At 62.9% G+C, this 21,708-nt stretch carries 22 protein-coding genes and 1 pseudogene; 12 read left to right on the top strand and 11 right to left on the bottom strand.

The window, feature by feature from the left end; genetic code table 11:
• Window positions 1–30: 30 nt before the first annotated feature.
• Window positions 31–1,419 (bottom strand): MFS transporter, encoded by a 1,389-nt coding sequence (locus AC13QO_RS24865; protein ID WP_488542162.1) that lies wholly within the window; start codon window positions 1,417–1,419, stop codon window positions 31–33.
• 118 nt (window positions 1,420–1,537) lie between these two features.
• Here AC13QO_RS24865 and AC13QO_RS24860 point away from each other — a divergent pair, with 118 nt between their 5' ends.
• A complete protein-coding gene (locus AC13QO_RS24860; RefSeq protein WP_285195845.1) occupies window positions 1,538–2,437 on the top strand; it encodes a LysR family transcriptional regulator in 900 nt (299 codons plus the stop codon).
• Window positions 2,438–2,652: 215 nt separating this feature from the next.
• Here AC13QO_RS24860 and AC13QO_RS24855 read toward each other — a convergent pair whose 3' ends face one another.
• The 3 genes from AC13QO_RS24855 to AC13QO_RS24845 are packed head-to-tail and all read right to left on the bottom strand — an operon-like array spanning window position 2,653 to window position 4,077.
• Window positions 2,653–3,096 carry a hypothetical protein gene (locus AC13QO_RS24855; protein WP_097597665.1) on the bottom strand — a complete coding sequence of 148 codons (444 nt, stop codon included), beginning with the start codon at window positions 3,094–3,096 and terminating at the stop codon, window positions 2,653–2,655.
• Window positions 3,097–3,105: 9 nt separating this feature from the next.
• Window positions 3,106–3,450 (bottom strand): hypothetical protein, encoded by a 345-nt coding sequence (locus AC13QO_RS24850; RefSeq protein WP_285195844.1) that lies wholly within the window; start codon window positions 3,448–3,450, stop codon window positions 3,106–3,108.
• 54 nt (window positions 3,451–3,504) lie between these two features.
• The gene (locus AC13QO_RS24845) at window positions 3,505–4,077 is read right to left on the bottom strand and encodes a hypothetical protein (protein WP_085777238.1); all 573 of its coding nucleotides are present in this window, start codon (window positions 4,075–4,077) and stop codon (window positions 3,505–3,507) included.
• Between the two features lie 254 nt (window positions 4,078–4,331).
• On the opposite strand from AC13QO_RS24845, the gene AC13QO_RS24840 reads away from it, so the two are divergent.
• Both AC13QO_RS24840 and AC13QO_RS24835 read left to right on the top strand, forming a co-directional pair.
• Window positions 4,332–4,553, top strand: coding sequence for a hypothetical protein (locus tag AC13QO_RS24840; protein WP_221113489.1), 222 nt, complete (start codon window positions 4,332–4,334; stop codon window positions 4,551–4,553).
• 270 nt (window positions 4,554–4,823) lie between these two features.
• Window positions 4,824–5,255, top strand: a complete 432-nt coding sequence (locus AC13QO_RS24835) for a hypothetical protein (protein ID WP_285195843.1) — start codon at window positions 4,824–4,826, stop codon at window positions 5,253–5,255.
• Window positions 5,256–5,306: 51 nt separating this feature from the next.
• On the opposite strand, the gene AC13QO_RS24830 is transcribed toward AC13QO_RS24835, so the two are convergent.
• Window positions 5,307–5,990, bottom strand: a complete 684-nt coding sequence (locus AC13QO_RS24830) for an ArsR/SmtB family transcription factor (RefSeq protein WP_488542161.1) — start codon at window positions 5,988–5,990, stop codon at window positions 5,307–5,309.
• 68 nt (window positions 5,991–6,058) lie between these two features.
• Here AC13QO_RS24830 and AC13QO_RS24825 point away from each other — a divergent pair, with 68 nt between their 5' ends.
• The 4 genes from AC13QO_RS24825 (at window position 6,059) to AC13QO_RS24810 (ending at window position 8,536) form a co-directional block, all read left to right on the top strand.
• Window positions 6,059–6,388 (top strand): NIPSNAP family protein, encoded by a 330-nt coding sequence (locus AC13QO_RS24825; RefSeq protein WP_430957190.1) that lies wholly within the window; start codon window positions 6,059–6,061, stop codon window positions 6,386–6,388.
• A complete protein-coding gene (locus AC13QO_RS24820; protein WP_488542160.1) occupies window positions 6,385–6,735 on the top strand; it encodes an antibiotic biosynthesis monooxygenase family protein in 351 nt (116 codons plus the stop codon). The genes AC13QO_RS24825 and AC13QO_RS24820 overlap by 4 nt, the downstream gene beginning before the upstream one ends.
• A 248-nt stretch (window positions 6,736–6,983) precedes the next feature.
• The gene (locus AC13QO_RS24815; protein ID WP_488542159.1) at window positions 6,984–7,250 is read left to right on the top strand and encodes a hypothetical protein; all 267 of its coding nucleotides are present in this window, start codon (window positions 6,984–6,986) and stop codon (window positions 7,248–7,250) included.
• Between the two features lie 155 nt (window positions 7,251–7,405).
• A complete protein-coding gene (locus AC13QO_RS24810) occupies window positions 7,406–8,536 on the top strand; it encodes a DNA methyltransferase (RefSeq protein ID WP_488542158.1) in 1,131 nt (376 codons plus the stop codon).
• A 229-nt stretch (window positions 8,537–8,765) separates the two neighbouring features.
• Here the strand turns inward: AC13QO_RS24810 and AC13QO_RS24805 are convergent, their stop codons facing one another.
• From AC13QO_RS24805 to mutY, 3 genes are read right to left on the bottom strand one after another with little or no spacing between them, the layout of a single operon-like run.
• Window positions 8,766–9,131 (bottom strand): nuclear transport factor 2 family protein, encoded by a 366-nt coding sequence (locus AC13QO_RS24805; RefSeq protein ID WP_488542157.1) that lies wholly within the window; start codon window positions 9,129–9,131, stop codon window positions 8,766–8,768.
• A 5-nt stretch (window positions 9,132–9,136) separates the two neighbouring features.
• A complete protein-coding gene (locus AC13QO_RS24800) occupies window positions 9,137–9,751 on the bottom strand; it encodes an HAD family hydrolase (RefSeq protein ID WP_183705295.1) in 615 nt (204 codons plus the stop codon).
• Window positions 9,752–9,753: 2 nt separating this feature from the next.
• The gene (gene mutY / locus AC13QO_RS24795; RefSeq protein WP_285195837.1) at window positions 9,754–10,845 is read right to left on the bottom strand and encodes an A/G-specific adenine glycosylase; all 1,092 of its coding nucleotides are present in this window, start codon (window positions 10,843–10,845) and stop codon (window positions 9,754–9,756) included.
• A 96-nt stretch (window positions 10,846–10,941) separates the two neighbouring features.
• Between mutY and AC13QO_RS24790 the strand changes: the two genes are divergently transcribed.
• Window positions 10,942–11,439, top strand: a complete 498-nt coding sequence (locus AC13QO_RS24790) for a DUF721 domain-containing protein (RefSeq protein ID WP_085777248.1) — start codon at window positions 10,942–10,944, stop codon at window positions 11,437–11,439.
• A gap of 54 nt (window positions 11,440–11,493) precedes the next feature.
• Here the strand turns inward: AC13QO_RS24790 and AC13QO_RS24785 are convergent, their stop codons facing one another.
• Complete coding sequence (locus AC13QO_RS24785; protein WP_085777249.1) at window positions 11,494–11,859, bottom strand: hypothetical protein; 366 nt, start codon at window positions 11,857–11,859, stop codon at window positions 11,494–11,496.
• 58 nt (window positions 11,860–11,917) lie between these two features.
• Here AC13QO_RS24785 and relB point away from each other — a divergent pair.
• The 3 genes and pseudogenes from relB to AC13QO_RS24770 all read left to right on the top strand — a co-directional run bounded on the left by relB (window position 11,918) and on the right by AC13QO_RS24770 (window position 16,752).
• Window positions 11,918–12,140 (top strand): annotated as a pseudogene (gene relB / locus AC13QO_RS24780) (type II toxin-antitoxin system RelB family antitoxin).
• A 160-nt stretch (window positions 12,141–12,300) separates the two neighbouring features.
• Complete coding sequence (locus AC13QO_RS24775) at window positions 12,301–13,071, top strand: DsbA family protein (RefSeq protein ID WP_488542179.1); 771 nt, start codon at window positions 12,301–12,303, stop codon at window positions 13,069–13,071.
• A 219-nt stretch (window positions 13,072–13,290) separates the two neighbouring features.
• The gene (locus AC13QO_RS24770) at window positions 13,291–16,752 is read left to right on the top strand and encodes a chromosome segregation SMC family protein (protein WP_488542156.1); all 3,462 of its coding nucleotides are present in this window, start codon (window positions 13,291–13,293) and stop codon (window positions 16,750–16,752) included.
• Window positions 16,753–17,013: 261 nt separating this feature from the next.
• On the opposite strand, the gene AC13QO_RS24765 is transcribed toward AC13QO_RS24770, so the two are convergent.
• Window positions 17,014–17,667: a glutathione S-transferase family protein gene (locus AC13QO_RS24765; RefSeq protein WP_085777252.1), complete on the bottom strand. Its 654-nt coding sequence runs from the start codon at window positions 17,665–17,667 to the stop codon at window positions 17,014–17,016.
• Between the two features lie 896 nt (window positions 17,668–18,563).
• Between AC13QO_RS24765 and ppdK the strand changes: the two genes are divergently transcribed.
• Window positions 18,564–21,230, top strand: a complete 2,667-nt coding sequence (ppdK, locus tag AC13QO_RS24760) for a pyruvate, phosphate dikinase (protein WP_488542155.1) — start codon at window positions 18,564–18,566, stop codon at window positions 21,228–21,230.
• A 19-nt stretch (window positions 21,231–21,249) separates the two neighbouring features.
• Here ppdK and AC13QO_RS24755 read toward each other — a convergent pair whose 3' ends face one another.
• A complete protein-coding gene (locus AC13QO_RS24755) occupies window positions 21,250–21,525 on the bottom strand; it encodes a hypothetical protein (RefSeq protein ID WP_488542154.1) in 276 nt (91 codons plus the stop codon).
• Between the last annotated feature and the right edge of the window lie 183 nt (window positions 21,526–21,708).

Raw genomic sequence — 21,708 nt, 5'->3', positions numbered from 1 at the left:
CCGCTTCCACCCGGATGACCAGAAGCTCGTTCAGGACGCTCCGGGCTGTCCCGCCACTTCGTAGCGCGCCCGGCTCAGGCTGACCAAACTGGCTGCGGCTGCGCAGCCGCCCGATATGACCACCGCAAAGTCGAGTGCCGTCGACAACGGCAATGTTGCAAATAGGATTGACATGGAGATCCCGCCCAGGGTTTGGCCGAGAAGCCGCGCGGTGCCCTGCATGGCGCCGGCCGCACCGCTTCTGGCTTTCGGTGCCGAAAGAAGGAGAATGCGGTTGTTCGGCGTCTGGAACAATCCGAAACCGAGGCCGGCGACCACGGTGCCGACGACAAAGGCGGTACCGCGCGGATCGGGCGGCGTCAGGCCGGCCACCAGCAGACCAAGCGCCAACAGCGCCCCGCCGATGGCGCAAAGCCATGCCGTCTTGACGCGATTTGCCAGGCGTCCGGAGACCGGCGCAATGACAGCAGTCGCGGCCGGCCAGGCCATCATGTAGAGACCGGCCAGAACCGGCGTCATGTGCAGCCTGTGCTGCAGGTAGAAAGGGAGCGCGATGGTGCCCAGCATCTGACCGCAGAAGCAGAAAATCGAGGCAATGACCGATACGCGGAATGCCGGTGCGGCCAGGAGATCGGTCGGAATGAGCGGGACGTCACTGTTCCGTTCGAGGCGCAGCAGGCTGAACAGGCAGGCGAGCGACGCCACGATGAGGGCGGCGCCGCTGACCGGCGCGGTCGCAATCCGATCGGCGCCTGAAAAGAACAGGATGAACATCGCTGTATTGGCCAGCAACACCTTCGCATTCAGCTTCCGCTTCGCGCCTTCGACCTGCCCCAGCAGGCCGCCGCCGAAGAGAACGATCATGCCTAGCGGTATGTTGACCGCAAACAGCCAGGGCCAGCTCGTAACGGAAAGGATGGCGCCGGCAAGGCCCGGGCCCGCCGCGGAGGAAATGGCGATGATCATGGCATTGACGCCGATGATCGGACCCAGCATGTGCTGCGGCAGGGCCTGGCGCAGGTTCATCATCGCGAGGGCCATGATCGCGCCCGCGCCAAGGCCCTGCGCGAAACGAGCAAGGATCAGCACGGGCAGATCGCTCGCCAAGGCGCAGGCTGCTGACGCCGCGGTAAACAGCGCGACGCCGATCAGGAAGACCCTGCGCGCGCCGTAGATCTCGCCGAGCGCCCCGCAGGGAAGAATGGCGACGAGCACGGCCAGCTGATAGGCGGAGACGACCCATACGGTGCTATCCGCTTGCGCGTGCAGCGAAAGCGCGATCGAAGGCAAGGCGACATTGGCGATCGCCCCATCCAGAACGACGAGAACAATTGCCAGAAGCAGGAGGGCGACAGCCAGGTACCGTCGGGGTGACGCCAGGCCATCTTGAGCGATCGGGGGGGTGCAGGTGAGGGACATGGAAACTCCGGGATGCTTATGGGATGGCCGATTCATTAGCCCTCGTCGATCTCCTGCGCCAGACGCAACTGAAGCAATTGACCGTTGCATGCAGCGCCATGCCTGATAGAATAGCGCCATGTCCGATCTCGATTTCAATCTTCTGGTGGCACTGGATGCGTTGCTGCGCGAGCAGAGCGTATCGGCCGCCGCTCGCCGGCTTGGCCTCAGTACATCGGCCATGAGCCGGACGCTGTCGCGCTTGCGGGCGGCACTCGGCGATCCGATCCTGGTGCCAGCCGGGCGCGGCATGGTCGCCACACCGCATGCCCTGGCGATTGCCGAAGAGGTGCAGGTGTTGAAGGACGCCGTGAAAGCGGTGCTGAGTCCGCCATCGACCGTGGAAATCCGGGAAGTGCGGCGCGACTTCACCATCCGTGCCAATGAGGCCTTCGTGCTTCTCTACGCCGCCGATCTCAGCGCCGCCGTGACTAACGCCGCACCGGGGATAAGGCTTCGTTTTGCGCCACGATCGGACAAGGACGTTCAGGCTTTGCGGGACGCGGCAATCGATTTGGATATCGGTGTCTTGCCGCGCGACGGCGGGGAGCTGCGTTGCCAGAGCCTTTTCGAGGACCGGTTCGTCGGTGTCGCAAGGGCGGGGCATCCGATCTTCGATGCAGGGCTAACGGCTGCGGGCTATGCCGCCTGTGGTCATGTGGTCTTCTCGCCGCAAGCGGACTATGCCGGTCCCGTCGACAGGGCGCTCGCCGAGCTGGACCTTTACCGGGATGTCAGGCTGATCGTCCCGAGTTTCCCGGCGGTGATCGCCGTTGCAGCGGCTTCCGATCTGATCGGCTCTATCCCGAAGTCCTATTGCAAGTCTTCCCCGGTCAGCGGGATCAGGACCTTTGACCTGCCAGTCGCCGTGCCGGTTTTCAACATCGTCCAGGCCTGGCACCCTCGCATGGATGCAGATCCCGCCCATCGCTGGTTGCGGGCGCTGATTTTCGAGACTTTCCACAACGCCATGAACTGAGGAAGCGAGGCACGCCGCAGGCTGCGCCGAAGCTGTCGAACGCAGCTTGAATCGGGAAACGAGCTCACGCAGCTTTGCAGCTCCACAGGTTGTAGCGGTCTCGCTCGATGGATGAATGCTCTGTGTTGGCGGCGGGGAGGACCGACATTGAGCGCCGGTCCGCAATGGCGGCAAGGCACGGCTCACCTTGTTCAAGAGAGGTGAGCCCACTTACCTTATTGTTGCGGCAAGATGATCTTCTGAGTGGTCGTGCCTTTCACCGGCTTCTCGCCGGGAACATGCGACATCGTACGCGTTGTGCTTTGCAAGCTGTCGCCGTCCGTGCTGGTCTTAGTGCGCGACTTGCTGAACGTGCCCTGGTCGACCGCCTGGGCCTTGGTCTGGGCCTTCAGCTTGTCGCCATTGTCATTGATGTGGGTCTTGCTTTGCGCCTTTCCGTCGACCGTCGCGGCACTTCCGCCGGATCCGATCGACGATGTCGTGCCGCCGTCAGTCTGGCAGGCGCCGGCCGTCCCGACGGAGCTCGCGGATGTGCCGCCGACAGCAGCGCTTCCCGCCGTTCCCACGGTTCCTGCGGCGTTACACTCTTCTGCAAGAACGGCCGGGCTCGATGCGAGCAGTGCGATCGAGGCGGCAGCGATAAGATTGATAGGTTTCATTGCCATCTCCTATTTTTGCGGTTTCGTCACCGAACAGGTTCCATCGGAGCGTTTGGTGATGACGGTGCCGTCGGGCCGGGTAACGCTGGCGGTCGAATAGCTGTCGACGCTTCCCGAACTCGACGAGGATCCGGCGGAGGCCGATGACGAGGTGGAGCCGGCCGAACCGCTCCCCGTCGTGGTCGACGAGGACACATGCCCGTTGCCGGCGGTGACGGTAGTGGACATGTCGCCCGCCTGGGACTGGACGACGGTGCACGTCGTTCCGTCGTCGAGCTTGATCTCCTCGGCCATGGCCTGCCCGCCGATCGCCACGAGCGATGCCGTCAATGCGATTGTCGGAAATCTGGTCATTGCTTTCATCTCCAAAGGTTTTGGCCGGCGCCATCAAGGCGCCGGCCGACATCGTCAGCAACCTTTAGTGCCAGCGGCGTCCTTCTTGACCTGGCCCGGTGCGCAGCCTTTCTTGCCTTTGTTGTCGTGCGAAGAGCCTGCAGCACTGCTGCCGGTGCCGACAGTACTGCCGGTCTTGTCTCCATCCGCCGACGATGCGCCGGTTCCGACACTCGAAGCGGAATTGGCATCGCCCGAACCTGCGGCGCTACCGCCGGTTCCCACGCTGCTGCTGGACGTGCCGCCGCCGGCCGATGAACCGCCGGTGCCGAGCGTCGAAGCAGAGCCCGAGCCGGACCCCGAACCAGCAGCGCTACCGCCGGTGCCGACGGAACTGCTGGATGTGCCGCCGCCAGCCGACGAGCCGCCGGTGCCGAGGGTCGAGGACGAGCCGGAATTGCAGTTGGTCGTGCCGGCCGGGCAGGTGCCCCCGGCAGAGCTGCCACCAGTACCGACGGTGCTGCTCGCAGTTCCGCCGCCTGCCGACGAACCGCCGGTTCCGACCGTGCTTGACGATTGGGCGTAGCCGGACGCCGCCGTGCCGGCCAGAAGGGCCGCTGCCAATGCCAGATGTGTTACCTTCATCATAGGATATTCCTCCGTTTGTTCTTGAAGCGCTTTCGCATCCGGAGTGGATGGATAGCTCCATGGCAAACTTCGGTTAAACCTCACTGTTCCTCTCTTAAGCCCTCGGTCGGATAAAACCCCGACTTTGGTCTGATCCCGATCGCGATCGGCTGGCGGCGAAGAAATTAGCAATGCTGTTCTGCAGCGGCGCGACACGAGCACCGTTGCCTGTCCAAGGGCTTGATCCTACTATGGGCGACAAGAGGAGAGGGACCATGAGGCTGTCAGCTCTTTTTCAATCAGCGGCGGCCGCAGCGCTGCTATTTGCCTTCACGTCCGCCGATGCCACCGCCAAGGGCGGCAAGCACCACAATCACAAGAGCTGTGCGCAGCTGCAGGCGATGATGGATCATGGTTTGACCGGCGGAAAACATGCCGGCGACGGGCCTGAAAGGAAGGCAAAGATCGAAAAGAAGATGCGGAAAAAAGGCTGCTAGCTTGATGGCTTCGCGCGCCGGCAAAGGACGCCGGATGGAGCCCGCACTCGTGCCGAATGCGAGCGTGGCTCGACCGGAGCGGGCGCGCAGGGGCGGCAACTCAAGCGAGGCGAGTGGGAAATCGATGAAATTCGGTTGATCGGCAACCAGCTACATTGCCAGGACTACCTTTGGACTTTTCGTGCACTAGATGGCGCTCCGGGAAGATGAAACCACCGCCGCCGTGGGAGGGACGCGGCATGCCCGAAAGTGAACGAAGAGGAAGACTGTATGACGATCGAGGATATCATTGAAACCCTGGAAAGGACGGATATGCCCGACGGCCGGATCGACGCCTTCATCACCTGCGCCTTTATGCTGAAGCAGTTCCGGCCGGCCGAGCCGAAGGATTTCAACGGCCCTCGCGACTACCTGCCGAGCAGCATCAGGTCTGAGCACGGCTTCCTGATGGCGCGGCCGTTCACCCATGACGTGAATCACGCAATCGATCTATGCCGGGAAATTCGGCCGGATGCGATCTGGCACCTCGCCCGCGCCCGACAGACGCCGGATGATCCGCTTTACGGTGCTCAACTGCGTGAAACGGCGGAAGGCCAAAGCGTCCTGGGTGAAGCCGAGAGCAATCACGCGGCGTTGGCGCTGACGCTGGCGGCGCTGCGGGCGCATGTGCGGCAGGAAGGTGAAAAGACCGCAAGGGCATAATGGAGCACCGTCCGCAACTTCGTGGCAGGTTTTTGCAGATCTGCAGCCAGTCTATCCAGCCGGAAAAAGCAATAGAAATTGCCGCTCGCCTTCCGGGGTAAAGAGGATCGAGCGGCTTTCCGTCGTTCGCCGCGCCCAGCCCCTGTCGAGGAAACTTGAAAGCAGCGCCTTGCCAAGGCTGCCGGCCAGATGGGCGCGCCTTTCGCTCCAGTCGAGGCAGAAGCGGCAGAGCGGCCGGCGCGAGGATCTGAGATTGCCGACGTCGATGCCGATGCGGGCGAGATCGCTCTCGCCCTTATCAGTCAGCGCAAGACCCTCTCCGACCGCCTCGATCGCGCCTGAGGCAATCAGGTTGTCGAGCATGCGCACGCCGTAATCGCCGGCGAGATGATCGTAGCAGATGCGCGCCTTGCGCAGCGCCGGCTCCTTCGGACCGGGCCGGTGGCGCAGATGCCCGCGGCCGGCGGCAAAGCCCATCATGCTTTCGATCAGCCGGGCGACAGCCTCGTCGGCCAGCGTGAAATAGCGGTGGCGCCCCTGCTTGCGCTGGGCGATCAGGCCGCCGGCTTCGAGCTTGGCCAGATGGGTGCTTGCCGTCTGCACGGTGATGCCGCCGACGCCGGCAAGCTCGGTCGCCGTCAGCGCCCGCCCGCCGGTCAGCGCCGCCAGCATATTGGCCCGCGCCGGATCGCCGATCAACGCGCCGATCTGCGCAATATCAGGACCTTCCTTCATACTTCGATCGTAACCGAAGCATCGCCGTCCGGCAATGTGCGAAAACGGGAAGCACAAAGGAGAACCCGATGATCACCTGCTTTATCCGTTATGAGATCGACCCCTTCAGGAAGGAAGCCTTTGCCGAATATGCCGAGAATTGGGGCCAGGCGATTCCTCGCAACGGCGCCGATCTGATCGGCTATTTCGCCCCGCATGAGGGCTCGGCGACGACGGCCTACGGCGTCTACAACATCGAAAGCCTCGCCGCCTACGAAGCCTATCGCGCCAGGCTGGCCGCCGACCCACTCGGCCGCGAGAATTACGAATTTGCCAGACGCGAACGCTTCATCCTCAAGGAGGACCGCATCTTCCTGAAAAACGTCTCCGCTCCCCACGCCAAGCTGGTGCTGCCATGATCGCCGTCATCTTCGAAGTCGTGCCCTATATGGGCGAACGCCACAAATATCTCGACCTCGCCGGCGGGCTGCGCGCCGAGCTCGAAACCATCGACGGCTTCATCTCGATCGAACGGTTCGAAAGCCTCACCAATCGCGGCAAGCTGCTGTCACTGTCCTTCTTCCGCGACGAGGCGGCGGTCAAGGAATGGCGCAATCGCGAGGGCCACCGGGCCGCCCAGCAGGCCGGCCGCGGCGGCGTCTTCGCCGATTACCGCCTGCGGATCGCCAGTGTCGTGCGTGATTACGGCATGTTCGAACGCGACGAGGCGCCGGCCGACAGCCGCAAAGTCCATGATGCGGCATGATGCAGAGCCGCTCCGGGCGGGCCACCGGCGCCCTGAAAGTTGCTTATCTATGGCCTCTTGGCAGTCACGCAACTGGCGCGCGCGTGACAGCAAATTATATCCGTCAGTCGATGAAGAAAATGCTATCTACGGTCTTCATCTGAAACCAGACCGGAAACCGAACTGTGTGGACTTCAAGGATCGTTAAATTTGCTTGGACGGCTATATTTTCCTTTATCTTCATTGTCTTGGCATTTTACGTCATCTCGATGATTGTCATTTTTATCCAATATCCTGATCGCATTGGAGTTACATTCCCCGAGCGAGCAATCTCAGATGCTGCTGGTTTGATCAACGGCAATCCAAATGAAATTGACGGTAAGTGTCGCAAAAATGGTAGTTATTTTGAGAAGAAAGTTAGTTGCGAGATGAGAAGAACTAAAGGTAATAAAATAACGGATACTATATCATTGGAATATGAGCTGATGTTTGACTCGATACTGAGTTTTTCTGATGTGAGGGAAAATCTGGAATAAAAAGATCACAGATGCCCTCGGTCCGATGGGACCTGCGCCCGGTTACCCGGCAGCCACAATAAATTCCCGAAATCGGCCATCGCTTCAGGCTTTGGTAACTAAGTTGGGTAACCATAACGGAGAGTTAAGCGTAAAGCGTATGAGTGAGTATCAGAATGGCGTCAGTTTTTCCGCTTGCCGACCTCAAGGCTTCCGTCAAGGCGGACTCCTGGGTTGACACGATCATCAAGGGCGACTGCGTGAGCGCCCTTGAAGCCTTGCCCAACCACTCCGTTGATGTGATCTTCGCCGACCCTCCGTATAATCTTCAGCTCGGCGGAACGCTGCACCGTCCCGACCAGTCGCTGGTCGATGCGGTCGACGACGAATGGGATCAGTTCGCCTCCTTCGAAGCCTATGACGCCTTCACCCGCGCCTGGCTGCTCGCCTGCCGCCGGGTGCTGAAGCCGACGGGCTCGATCTGGGTGATCGGCTCCTACCACAATATTTTCCGCGTCGGCGCCACGTTGCAGGATCTGAATTTCTGGATCCTGAACGACATCATCTGGCGCAAGACCAATCCGATGCCGAATTTCAAGGGCCGCCGTTTCCAGAACGCCCATGAGACGATGATCTGGGCGAGCCCCAATGCCAAGGCCAAGGGCTACACCTTCAACTACGATGCGATGAAGGCGGCCAATGACGACGTGCAGATGCGCTCGGACTGGCTGTTCCCGATCTGCAATGGCAGCGAACGGCTGAAGGGCGAGAATGGCAAGAAGGTGCATCCGACGCAGAAGCCGGAAGCGCTGCTTGCCCGCGTCATCATGGCCTCGACCAAGCCAGGCGATATCGTGCTCGATCCCTTCTTCGGTTCGGGAACAACAGGCGCCGTCGCCAAGCGCCTCGGCCGTCACTTTGTCGGTATCGAGCGGGAGCAGGATTATATCGATGCGGCTTCGGCCCGCATTGCCGCCGTCGAGCCGCTGGGGAAGGCGGAACTGACGGTCATGACCGGCAAGAAGGCCGAAGTGCGCGTTGCCTTCAACGTGCTTGTCGAAAGCGGCCTGATCAAGCCCGGCCAGGTGCTGACCGATGCGAAGCGCCGCTACAGCGCCATCGTTCGCGCCGACGGCACCGTTGCCTCCGGCGGCGAGGCCGGCTCCATTCATCGTCTCGGCGCCAAGGTGCAGGGTCTCGATGCATGCAACGGATGGACCTTCTGGCATTTCGAAGACGGGCAGTCCCTGCGCCCGATCGACGATTTGAGGTCCGTCATCCGCAGTGATCTGGCAAAGGTGGATTGAGCAGCGCCCCAGATCCCGATGATTTTAGGCCAGATTGGCCTAAAATCTGAATCCGGATCTACGTCAGAAAACTAGAGCATGATGTCGTCCGAAAACCGCTTACACTTTTCGGCATCATGCTCTGGGGATCGAAATACCTTCTTCCGGTTTCCTCCAGTTGCGGAAGAAGACCAAGGCGCCCGGGGCTCGAGCCTCGGGCGTCTTCTATTTCAGCGTCCGGATTGCCTCGTCAAAACGCCTTGTAATCGGTGACCTCGACGCGCGTGATGCGGCCGTCTTCATTGAAGGTGATCGTCTCCTCGCCCTCGCGCAGCAGCGGCTTGCCGATCCGGCTGTGGGTGGCGCGGAGCGACCAGACGGCGCGGCCGGAGAGGGGCGTCAGGTTTTCCACCAGCGAATTCTCGGCCGTCTGATCGGGGTAATCGTCGAAATAGCGCCGGAAGGCGGCCATGATCTCGGTGCGCCCGGCAAGGCTGCCGACGCCGTTCGAGATATAGGTCGCGTCCTCGGCGAAATAGTCCTCGATTGTGGGAAAATCCAGCGCGTTGATGGCGGCGTGGAAGCGTTCGATTTCTTCTGCCGGGTCGAAGGCCATGGGTCTCAGACCCTCACGCCATGGGCGGCGAGATCGCTGCGCAGTTTATCCGCGCCCGAAAACAGCACTGCGTTCCAGCCGAAAGCCTTGGCGCCTTCGACATTGGCCGGCGCGTCGTCGATGAAGATCGTCGCGGCGGGGTCGAGGCCGAAGCTCTTCGTATGCGTCTCGTAGATCGCGATGTCAGGCTTGATGAGGCCGACATCGCCGGAAACGGTGACGCCGCGCGGTTTCGTCAGGAAGGGGAAACGCACCTGCGCCTCGCGAAACGTGTCGGAGGCGAAGTTGGTGAGCATCGTCACGTCACGGCCCTCCTCGATCAGTCCCTCCATGATCGCGACGCTCTCCTCATAGGCGTGCGGCACCATCTCGTGCCAGTATTTGCGAAAGGCGCGGATATGCTCCTCGCGCGTCGGATGCGCTTCGATCAGCAGCGCTTCGGCCTCCGCCCAGGTGCGGCCGCGGTCCTGCTCGACGTTCCAGTCATGGGTGCAGATATTGGCGAAGAACCAGTTGCGCTCGGCCTCGTCGGGAATGAGGCGGGCGAAAGGAAGATTGGGATCGTAATGAATGAGGACTTTGCCGATATCGAAAACGATATGCTTTATTTCGGTGGTCATGTTTATGCCCTGGATGTTTTGAATGCGAGAGGAATAGCCGCTGCGATCGCTTTTTTCATGACGGTCGGCAAGGCCTGCGCTTCAAGATTTGTAACGGGTTCCCACCATCCGTCATCCATGTCAGGCTTTTGGGCAATCGCCGCCCGCCAGATGGCAAGCCTGAGCTCGAAATGGGTGAAGACATGGGTAACAGTGCCGCTGGCCTGCCATCCGGCGGCGAAAGGAGCGGCCGCCGCCGAGGTTTCGCCGTCGAGCCGCGCCGTCCAGGCCGTCGTCGGCACCTCGGTCATGCCGCCGAGCAGGCCGCTTTCACCGCGCCGCCTGAGCAGGATTTCGCCCTCTCTGGTCACCGCGATAAAGGCCGCGCCATGGCGCACCGGCTTTTCCTTCTTCGCCGCCTTGACCGGAAAGAGCTCGGGATCGGACAATTTCAGCGCCTGGCAGACGTCTCGGAACGGACAGAGCGAACAGGCCGGGCGCTTCGGCGTGCAGATCGTCGCCCCAAGATCCATCATCGCCTGGGCGAAATCGCCCGGCCGGCCCGGCGGCGTCAGCAGCGCCACCTTCGCCTTCATCAGCGGCTTGGCGCCCGGAAGCGGCGTTTCGATCGCATAAAGCCTGGAGATCACCCGCTCGACATTGCCGTCCATGACCGCAGCCTGCCGGTTGAAGGCGATGGCCGCGACGGCCGCTGCCGTATAGTCGCCGATCCCGGGGAGCGATTTCAGATCCTCCTCGGTATCGGGAAAGACGCCGCCATGTTCCCTCGCCACCGCTTCGGCGCATTTCTTCAGATTGCGGGCGCGCGCGTAATAGCCGAGGCCCGCCCAGGCGGCCATCACCTCGTCGTTGTCGGCGGCGGCGAGATCGGTGACGTCAGGCCAGCGCCGGAGAAATTTCTCGAAATAGGGTTTGACCGCCTGCACCGTGGTCTGCTGCAGCATCACCTCGGACAGCCAGACGCGATAGGGATCGGCGCGGACGCCGCGCGCCGCCATGCCGGGCGAAACGCGCCAGGGCAGGTCGCGGTGATGGCGGTCGTACCAGTCGAGGAGGGGCTTTGCCGAGGGGGTGTCGAGTGTGGTGGTCGTCATGATTTGCCGCATTGGGGGGAAGGCCCTATACTTGGCGAAGCAACGCCGCGCGATCAAGTCGGCCGCACCAATTCGGGGCGCCGTCCAAGGGTTTCGATGAGTTATCCACGCAAAGATGTGAAACAGATTTCCGAGCTGGCGAACGGGCTGATCGATCCGGTCCTTGCCCGGCGCGCCGGCATCAACACGGCGCTGCTCGGCTCGTGGAGCGAAATCGCCGGCGAGGATTTTGCCGATTGCACCCGCCCGGAGAAAATCGCCTGGGCTCGCGGCGGCGGCGATGACGGCAACTTCCGCCCCGGCGTGCTGACCATCGCCTGCGAAGGGGCACGCGCGCTCTTCCTCACCCATGCCCAGGGCGAACTCATCCAGCGCATCAACAGCTTCTTCGGCTTCGCCGCCGTCCACCAGATCCGCATCGTCCAGAAACCGGTGTCGCAAGCCGTCCGCCGCTCCCGCACCCCGCCGCCGCTGAAGGGCGAAGCCGCCCGCAAGCTCGAAGGCATGATGGAGGGCATCGAAGGCGACAAGCTGCGGCAGGCGATTGAGCGACTGGGGACTGCGGTGATGGGCAAGCGGGGGAATGGGCGCTGATGAGCGACGCCCATCTTGGCCGGCAACACATTGGGGTGCCACGGCACCGCATGCTTAGTTTTTTGATCCTGCTTCGATACGCTCGCGGGTAACTGCGAATTCCATCCTGCCTGAGATCGAATTGTAAGGCTCACATTCTGTGATCGCATCAGCGATCAACGGGGCAGCCGTTTTTTCCCATTCGGATGGCGGCGTGTGGAAGTTGATGGATAGAAAATCGGCAGATCCGTCCTTGATGACCGCCACAACCATGAAGTCATAGGAGCTCGGCGCGTCCGCGGGTAGCTTCAGACATTTAAGCATCTGGCTGAAAACAATATTCCCGCCGTCTTCAGAGGCGATGCCGCTTGTGACCTTCGTGGCCAATGCGACAGAGACAATGAGTACGGAATAGAGAAAAGCTTTGGTGAAAGAACGCATTCAAATTACCCTCTGAGTAGGCGTCGGCTATACTTCTACAGCAGACTGGAGAAAAATCATGCTAGTCTTGCAGTTGCCCCCTGATATCGAAGCGACTGACTCAGCTTTCGAGGCGTACCGGCCGCAGCAAGAGTTTCTATGCGCGGCAAGCCATCATCGAGCAGCTCGACGACCTCGAAGATATCTATCTTGCTGAAAAGCGCCTCAAAGAGCTTCGGCGGAGCGAGAGCGATACCGTGCCGCTGGCCGAGCTGTTGGCGCGTCATGGGTTGGACGACTGAGTTTCGGAGCAAAACCTCCAATCCTGCAATTTTTGGTCTAGTCGTCTTCCCGCGGTCACAATTCTTTGAAGGAAGTTGCTGATCAGTGCCTTGTGGGCGGCTGTCAGCCGTTATATCGCACAGTCACGCCGTCAATCTCATTTATGGGGAACCCATGCAGATGTCCGAAATGCAACTGACGAAACGCCGCCTCTTGAGCGGAATCGCCATCGCCGCAGCTGCCGCCGTGCTTGTCGCCTGCAACGACAGCAAGGACGCTGCCGATGCTTCGTCTTCCGGCAAGACCATGGCCGACGGCACCAATGTCGATACCATCAAGACGGCGGCCACCACGGCGGGGGACATGCCGCAGTCTGACGGCGATGTCGATATGGCCGAGGTGCTGAAACCCGGCGCGCTGCCGGAAATGGCGCTTGGCAAGGCCGACGCGCCCGTCAAGATCGTCGAATATATGTCGATGACCTGCCCGCATTGCGCCCATTTCCACAACACCACCTTCGACGCCATCAAGCAGAAATACGTCGACACCGGCAAGGTGCAGTTCATCATCCGCGAATTCCCCTTCGATCCGCGTGCGGCGGCGGCCTTCATGCTCGCCCGCTGCAGTTCCTCCAATCCGGAGCAGTTGAGCACGCCGGAACAGTATTTCCCGATGGTTTCGATGCTGTTCAAGCAGCAGCAGGTCTGGGCCGCCGCCGATGACGGCCGCGCTGCACTGCTGCAGATGTCGAAGCTTGCCGGATTTACTGAGGATAGCTTCACGAAATGCTTGACGAACCAGAAGCTTCTGGATGAAGTGAACGCCACGCGGGAAAGGGGATCGAAGGATTTCGGCGTCAACGCCACGCCAACCTTCCTCATCAATGGCAAGCGCTATTCTGGAGACATGCCGGTTGACACCATGTCGAAGCTCATCGACAGCCTCATCTGAACCGGATCGTTCGACCACAACGGGCGACGGCGAAAGCCGTGCGCCCGTTTTTCGTTTTCAGCGCAGTTTGCGGGCGTGGCCCCCTCATCCGCCCTACGGGCACCTTCTCCCCGCTGGGGAGAAGAGGGAATCGAGACGTTGCGGCAAATCCCCTTCGCCCCAGCGGGGAGAAGGTGCCGGCAGGCGGATGAGGGGGCTTCCTGCCGTGGATATCTCCGCATGAAGTTCAACAAGCTGCGCCTGGTCGGCTTCAAATCCTTCGTCGAGCCGACGGAATTCATCATCGAGCGGGGGCTGACCGGCGTCGTCGGCCCGAACGGCTGCGGCAAGTCCAATCTCGTCGAGGCGCTGCGCTGGGTGATGGGCGAGAATTCATACAAGAACATGCGCGCCTCCGGCATGGACGACGTGATCTTTTCCGGCTCCGGCAACCGCCCAGCCCGCAATACCGCCGAGGTGGCCCTCTATCTCGACAATGGCGAGCGGACCGCACCTGCCGCCTTCAACGACAGCGACGAGATCCAGGTCACCCGCCGCATCGAGCGCGAGCAGGGCTCGCTCTATCGCATCAACGGGAAGGAAAGCCGCGCCAAGGATGTGCAGCTGCTGTTTGCCGATGCCTCGACCGGCGCCCGTTCACCCTCGATGGTCGGCCAGGGCCGTATTGGCGAGCTGATCCAGGCAAAGCCGCAGGCCCGCCGCCAGCTCCTGGAAGAAGCGGCCGGCATTTCGGGCCTGCATTCGCGCCGCCATGAGGCCGAGCTGCGTCTGCGCGCTGCCGAAACCAATCTCGAGCGCCTCGACGACGTCACCTCGCAGCTCGAAAGCCAGATCGAGAGCCTGAAGCGCCAGGCGCGCCAGGCCAATCGATTCAAGACGCTGTCGGCCGATATCCGCGCCCGCGAGGCGATGCTGCTGCATATCCGCTGGGTGCAGGCCAAGGAGGCTGAGGCGGAGGCCGACAGCGCTCTGAACCAGGCGACATCAATCGTTGCCGAAAAGGCGCAAGCGCAGATGGAGGCAGCCAAGCAGCAGGGCATCGCCAGCCTGAAGCTGCCGGAACTGCGCGACGGCGAGGCGCGCGCCGCCGCCGCCCTGCAGCGCCTGCAGATCGCCAGGAGCCAGCTGGAGGAGGATGCCGGCCGCATCCTGCGCCGCCGCGACGAACTGACCCGCCGTCTCGCCCAGCTTGCCGAGGATATCCGCCGCGAGGAGCGGCTGGTGGCCGATAATGCCGTCATCCTCGCCAAGCTCGACGCCGAAGAGGCCGAGATTTCGGACATCCTCGCCGATTCCGGCCGTCATGCCGAGGAGACACGCGAAGCCTTCGAAGCGGCGGCGGCAAAACTTGCCGACAGCGAGCGCATCTTCACGCAGCTGACGGCCGAGCGCGCTGAAGCCGCCGCCGGGCGCAACCAGCTGGAGCGCGCCATTCGCGATCTGGCTGACCGCCGCATGCGCCTCGAGCGCCAGATGGACGAAGCAAACGCGGAATTGTCGGCGATCGGCGAGAAGATATCAGGCCTGCCCGATCCGGATGAAAAACGCGCGATGGTCGAGGCCGGCGAAATCGCGCTTGCCGATGCCGATGCCGCCGTCCAGACGGTCGAACAGGCGCTGGCGGCTGCCCGTCAGGCCGAGGCACTGTCGCGCGCGCCGGTCGATCAGGCCCGCTCTGGCCTGAATGCGCTGGAAACCGAAGCCCGCACCATTTCCCGCATGCTCGCCGCCGGTGCCGCGGCCGGCAAGTTCCCGCCGATTGCCGAGGAGCTGAAGGTCGATCGCGGCTTCGAGACGGCGCTCGGTGCAGCACTCGGCGACGATCTGGAATCGCCGCTCGATGCCGAGGCGCCGGCCCATTGGTCTGTCAATGGCGATGGCGCCGGCGATCCGGCGCTTCCCGAAGGCGCCGTGCCGCTGATCGCTCATATCAGCGCGCCATCAGCTCTCACCCGCCGCCTGCGCCAGATCGGCCTGGTCGCCGATGGCGACGCGCGCTCCCTGATGGCGGCGCTGAAGCCCGGCCAGCGGCTGGTGACGAAGGAGGGCGCCGTCTATCGCTGGGACGGCCATGTCACCGGCGCCGATGCCCCGAGCGCTGCCGCGCTGCGCCTTGCCCAGAAGAACCGCCTGGCCGAACTCGAAAGCGAAGCGGCGATCGCCCGTGATGTGCTTGCCGAGGCCGAAGAGCGGCAGGCAGGGGCGGCCGATTCGATCCGCCTCGAGGAGCGGCGGCTGGCCGAGGCCCGCGACATGAGCCGGCTGTCGGCGCGCCATCTGGCCGAAGCGCGCGAGGCGCTGGCTGCGGCCGAGCGGGCTTCCGGCGATCTCATCCGCCGCCGCGACGTCGTCAGCGAGGCTGCGAGCCAGCTGGGCGCGCAATTGGAAGAGATCGGCGTCCAGGAGGAAAACGCCCGAATCGAGCTGGAGGACGCGCCCGATCTCACCGAGATCGACGAGCGCTTGCGCTTCCAGCAGGCGGAAGTGGCGACCGACCGCGGCACGCTCGCCGAGGCCCGCGCCCGTCATGAAAGCCTGGCGAGGGAAAACGAGGCCCGCCAGCGCCGCATCATGGCGATCGGCCAGGAGCGCGAGACCTGGCGCCAGCGGGCGGCAAGCGGCGAGGATCATGTCGCCACACTGCGCGAGCGCGAGGAAGAGGCGCGCGAAGAGGCGGCCGATCTCGAAATGGCGCCTGACGAATTCGACGACAAGCGTCGCGCCCTGCTGAGCGAATTACAGAAGGCCGAGGAGGCGCGCCGCAATGCCGGCGATCTTCTGGCCGAAGCCGAACGCATCCAGCGCGATGCCGATCACAAGGCGGCGACCGCGCTTTCCGAGCTTGCCGAATACCGCGAACGCCGCGGCCGCGCCGAGGAGCGCCTGGTCTCGGCCCGCGAACGTCGGCACGAAAGTGAAGTCCGCATCCGCGAGGCGCTGAACGTGCCGCCGCATGAGGCGCTTCGGCTCGCCGGCCTGCAGCCGATGCAGGCTCTGCCCGATCCGCGCGAGGTCGAGCGCGAGCTGGAGCGGCTGAAGATGGAGCGCGAACGGCTCGGCGCCGTCAACCTGCGCGCCGACGAGGAGCAGAAGGAGCTGAGCGAGAAGCTCGAAGCGCTGATCAAGGAGCGCGACGACGTCATCGACGCGATCCGCAAGCTGCGCGGCGCCATCCAGAGCCTGAACCGCGAGGGCCGCGAGCGCCTGGTCGCCGCCTTCGACGTCGTCAATGGCCAGTTCCAGCGGCTGTTCACCCATCTCTTCGGCGGCGGCACCGCCGAGCTGCAGCTGATCGAATCCGATGATCCGCTGGAGGCCGGCCTCGAAATCCTGGCCCGCCCGCCCGGCAAGAAGCCGCAGACGATGACGCTGCTGTCGGGCGGCGAACAGGCGCTGACTGCAATGGCGCTGATCTTCGCCGTCTTCCTCACCAACCCGGCGCCGATCTGCGTGCTAGACGAGGTGGACGCGCCGCTCGACGACCACAATGTCGAACGCTACTGCAACCTGATGGACGAAATGGCGGCTTCGACCGAGACCCGCTTCGTCATCATCACCCATAATCCCATCACCATGGCCCGCATGAACCGCCTCTTCGGCGTCACCATGGCCGAGCAGGGCGTCTCCACCCTCGTCTCCGTCGACCTGCAGACAGCCGAACGCCTGCGCGAAATTGCCTGAGGTCTTGCGAGGAGGCTGTGCTCCCAGGGTCAAGCCCTCGGATCACCAATGAGAGTTGGTGCGGGGCGCGATGAAGCTACGGCCGGCGCAGAGCCGCAAGCTGCGTCGCCGGTGCGTGGTGAGAACGCCAACCACACTCTCCGTCATCCCAGGGCTTGACCAGGCTTGACCCTGGGATCCATGGCCAAACACAAACACGCGGACTTCTATTTCTCTGCCGTGGGACGCCTTCGCCGTTCACCGACCCGCCATGATCCCTGATCAGTCCGCCGCCGATGCGGCCTGAAAAACCGCGAACTGCGCGGCGAAGGCGCGCTGATAGGCGGGTCGCGCCTCAGCGCGGGCGACATAGGCGGCGAGGCTGGGATAATCGTCGAGGATATTGGATGACTTCAGCCGCAGCAGCACCGACGCCATCAGCAAATCGCCGGCGCTGAATGCGCCGTCGAGCCAGTCGGCGTCGCCGAGATGGGCCGAAAGGCTGTTCAGCCGTTTGCGGATGCTGCCCTCCAGGGAACGCAGGCGCTTCTCATACCAGGGTTCGTCGCGCTCGAGAATCCTGGCGAGGCTGTGCTCGAAGATCGGCGTCTCCACCGTATTGAGCGCAGCAAACATCCAGGCAGTCGCCCGCGCCCGTCCATTGACGTCTTGCGGCAACAGGCCCCCATGACGCTCGGCGATATGAAGGACGATCGCGCCGGATTCGAACAATGTGAGATCGCCTTCCTCATAGGTCGGGATCTGCCCGAATGGCTGGCGCGCCAGGTGCGCCGGCTGCTTCATCGTCTCGAATGAGACGAGGCGGACATCATACGGCTGGCCGGCTTCCTCGAGCGCCCAGCGAACCCGCATGTCGCGCGCCAGCCCACGGCCCCGATCGGGCGAACGTTCAAAGGCGGTAATGGTGATCGTCATCGTTTTCTCCATGGCTTGTCTGCATTGAAGACGTGCGGCCAAACGGGGTTCCGACATTCACCGCCGTCGGGCGTCAGCTTTTTGCAGAAACGGCTGTCTGCAATCGGCGCAGGATCTGCCTCGCCGCATTTCGAGAGGGTCGTTTCGACGACGAGGCGATTGCTCACTGGTCGGTCGGGACTCGCGCTCGAGACGGAATTCGTACAAATCGCGTGCAATTTTCCCGCATTCGGCGATAAACACCAAAAAAGGTCGGCTGTCTTGCGGTCCCTACCCCATTTGGGTGATGCTCTTTTCTCTGACTTGCATTAGAAGTTGTTTCAACGCAACCTGATGACTTTGCTGAAGAGCGGGGCGGTCAAAGTTGCGGATTTGTCGAATTTGCGATGCGCTTTTCAGGTAGAGGGCAAGGACCTGGAAGCTGTTTGAGCAATCCCTGGAAATGCGAAGCGTCTCTTGAGGAGTTGCGGAAAACAAGGATCAGGGCGGTTCCATGAATCGCCCTGGGTTGAGGGACCCCCCGTCCGGTTTTCCTGGCCGGACGGAAACAAGGCTTTGCGGGACATTGTTGCAGTCCCGCAAAGCTTTTTTTATGCCTTCTTCAGGCGGGGTTACATGGCTTTCAGCCGCCAGTGACTGTGAAAATATTGTGCGACGCAGCATTTTCGCCGCATTTGTCGATTTTCATTTCAACTCCAAGGCATTAAGCTGATTTCCCAGACGCTGGCGGTGTTTGTTAAACTTCTCCTTCGTCATGCTCGGGCTTGTCCCGAGCATCTGCAGCCAGTCGATCTGGAGCAGATCCTCGGCACAAGGCCGAGGATGACGGCGAGGGGAGCAAGACATGTCAGCAAACTGAGGGATCACGCTGATCCTTTTGTGGTGTTGGGGGGAAGATGACCAAGTGGGTCTATAGGTTCGGCGACGGACAGGCTGAGGGTGGCGCGCGCGACCATGAGATTCTCGGCGGCAAAGGCGCCAACCTCGCTGAAATGTGCGCTCTCGGGCTTCCCGTCCCGCCGGGGCTGACGATCGTCAGCAGCGCCTGCAACACTTATTACACGAATGGCGGCCATATCGACGACCGGCTGAAGGCCGAGGTGCGCGCCGGCATAGCTGCGATCGAGGCCATCACCGGCCGCCATTTCGGATCCACCAGCCAGCCGCTGCTGCTCTCCGTGCGCTCCGGCGCTCGCGTCTCCATGCCCGGCATGATGGACACGGTGCTGAACCTCGGCCTCAACGACGAGACGGTGCAGGCGCTCGGCCACGATGCCGGCGATGCGCGTTTTGCCTGGGACAGCTACCGCCGCTTCATCCAGATGTATGCCGACGTCGTCATGGGGCTTGGGAACGACGCCTTCGAGGAGATTCTCGAAGACGAGAAGGCCAAGCTCGGCCACGAACTCGATACCGAGCTCAGCGCCACCGAATGGCAGCATATCGTCTCGCTCTACAAGAGGCTGATCGAGGAGGAGCTCGATCGGGAATTCCCGCAGAATCCGGAAGTCCAGCTCTGGGGCGCGGTTGGCGCGGTCTTTTCCAGCTGGATGAGCGCGCGCGCCGTCACCTATCGCCAGCTGCACAATATCCCCGAAGGCTGGGGCACGGCGGTCAATATCCAGGCCATGGTTTTCGGCAATCTCGGCAATAGCTCGGCCACCGGCGTCGCCTTCACCCGCAACCCCTCGACCGGCGAGAAGGCGCTCTACGGCGAATTCCTCGTCAATGCGCAAGGCGAGGATGTCGTTGCCGGCATCCGCACGCCGCACAGCATCACCGAGGAGGGGCGGCTTTCCTCCGGCTCCGACAAGCCCTCGATGGAAAAGCTGATGCCGGAGGCCTTCCGCGAGCTCACCCGCATCTGCAGCGAGCTCGAGATGCATTACCGCGATATGCAGGATATCGAATTCACCATCGAGCGCGGCAAGCTGTGGATGCTGCAGACACGCGCGGGCAAGCGGTCGACCCGGGCGGCGATGAAGATCGCCGTCGACATGGTCGATGAGAAAGTGATTACCGAGGCGGAGGCGGTGCTGCGCATCGAACCCTCCAGCCTCGATCAGCTCCTGCATCCGACGATCGATCCGCGCGTCAACCGCCAGGTGATCGGCACCGGCCTGCCGGCCTCGCCGGGGGCCGCGACCGGCGCCATCGTCTTCACCGCGGAAGAGGCGGTGGAGGCGGAAGCCGAGGGCCGCAAGGTCATTCTGCTTAGGGTCGAGACCAGCCCGGAGGATATTCACGGCATGCATGCGGCCGAAGGCATCCTGACGACGCGCGGCGGCATGACCAGCCATGCGGCGGTCGTCGCCCGCGGCATGGGCATTCCCTGCGTCGTCGGCGCCGGCACCATGCGCATCGATCAACGCAACGAACGGCTGCTCGGCATCGGCGTCACCCTGAAGAAGGGCGACATCATCACCATCGACGGCTCGGCCGGCCAGGTGCTGAAGGGCGAGGTGCCGATGATCCAGCCGGAGCTGTCGGGCGATTTCGGCCGCATCATGGGCTGGGCCGACCGGGCGCGGCGCATGACGGTGCGCACCAATGCCGATACGCCGGCCGATGCGCGCGCCGCCCGCTCCTTCGGCGCCGAGGGCATCGGCCTTTGCCGCACCGAACACATGTTCTTCGAGGGCGAGCGCATCCATGTCATGCGCGAGATGATCCTTGCCGAGGATGAGAAGGGCAGGCGGCTGGCGCTCGACAAGCTCTTGCCGATGCAGCGCTCCGATTTCACCGGCCTTTTTACCGTCATGCACGGCCTGCCGGTGACGATCCGCCTGCTCGATCCGCCGCTGCACGAATTCCTGCCGAAGACCGACGACGAGGTCGCCGAGGTCGCCTTCGCCATGGGCATGGAGGCCTTAGCGCTGCGCCAGCGCGTCGATGCGCTGCACGAGTTCAACCCGATGCTCGGCCATCGCGGCTGCCGGCTGGCGATCTCCTATCCGGAGATCGTCGAGATGCAGGCCCGCGCCATCTTCGAGGCGGCGGTGGCGGCCGCCCAGGAGACCGGAGCGGCGGTCGTGCCCGAGATCATGGTGCCGCTCGTCGGCCTCCGTTCCGAGCTCGATTACGTCAAGGCCTGCATCGACGCCATCGCCGGCAATGTCATGGCCGAAGCCGGCATGAAGATCGATTATCTCGTCGGCACGATGATCGAGCTGCCGCGCGCGGCGCTGCGCGCCCATGTCATCGCCGAGGCGGCGGAATTCTTCTCCTTCGGCACCAACGACCTGACGCAAACCACTTTCGGCATCTCGCGCGACGATGCCTCCGCCTTCATCCCCACCTATCAGCGCAAGGGCATCATCGAGCACGATCCCTTCATCTCGCTCGATTTCGACGGGGTGGGGGAATTGATCAGCATCGCCGCCGAACGCGGTCGGCGCACCCGCAACGACATGAAGCTCGGCATCTGCGGCGAACATGGCGGCGATCCGGCCTCGATCCGCTTCTGCGAAACGATCGGCCTCGACTATGTCTCCTGCTCGCCCTTTCGCGTGCCGATCGCCAGACTGGCGGCGGCGCAGGCGGTCATTTCGGAAAACCGGTAAAACCGGGCGAGGCCTGCCGTCAGTGGTGATAGCGCCAGTGATCGCGGTAGACGTAGGGCCCGTTCAGATCCCAGGCCATGCTGTGCATCAGCTCGGCACTCGCAGCCCGCGATTCGGCCCGCCGGTCGAGCTCGATGCGCTGCAGGCAGGTGGCAAACCCATCGGTGCCGCGGCGGAAACCATAGCTCAGGCATCGCTGCTCATCCGCCGCCCGCCGCTCCTCCGGCGTCATCGTCTGGCAGGCGGAAAGGCCGGCGGTCACGGCGAGGAGGGTGAGGAGAAGGGGGAGGCGCATCGGGGTGTTCCTTGCTTTTCCCTGAGGAAATGCCATTCGGGTGGTGGCGTCAAGCGAGCGAACGCCGAGATGGGTGATGACGTGAATGGTGTGCCGTGCGGCCCCCTCATCCGACCCTTCGGGCCACCTTCTTGGATAAGAAAAATGTAGGATATTGATGCTTGCCGGGCGGGTGGCCGCCCG

This window comes from Rhizobium sp. CNPSo 3670 (assembly GCF_057784555.1).
The sequence above is the reverse complement of the archived record's forward strand: the minus strand, read 5'-3'. Positions and strand labels throughout refer to the sequence as shown.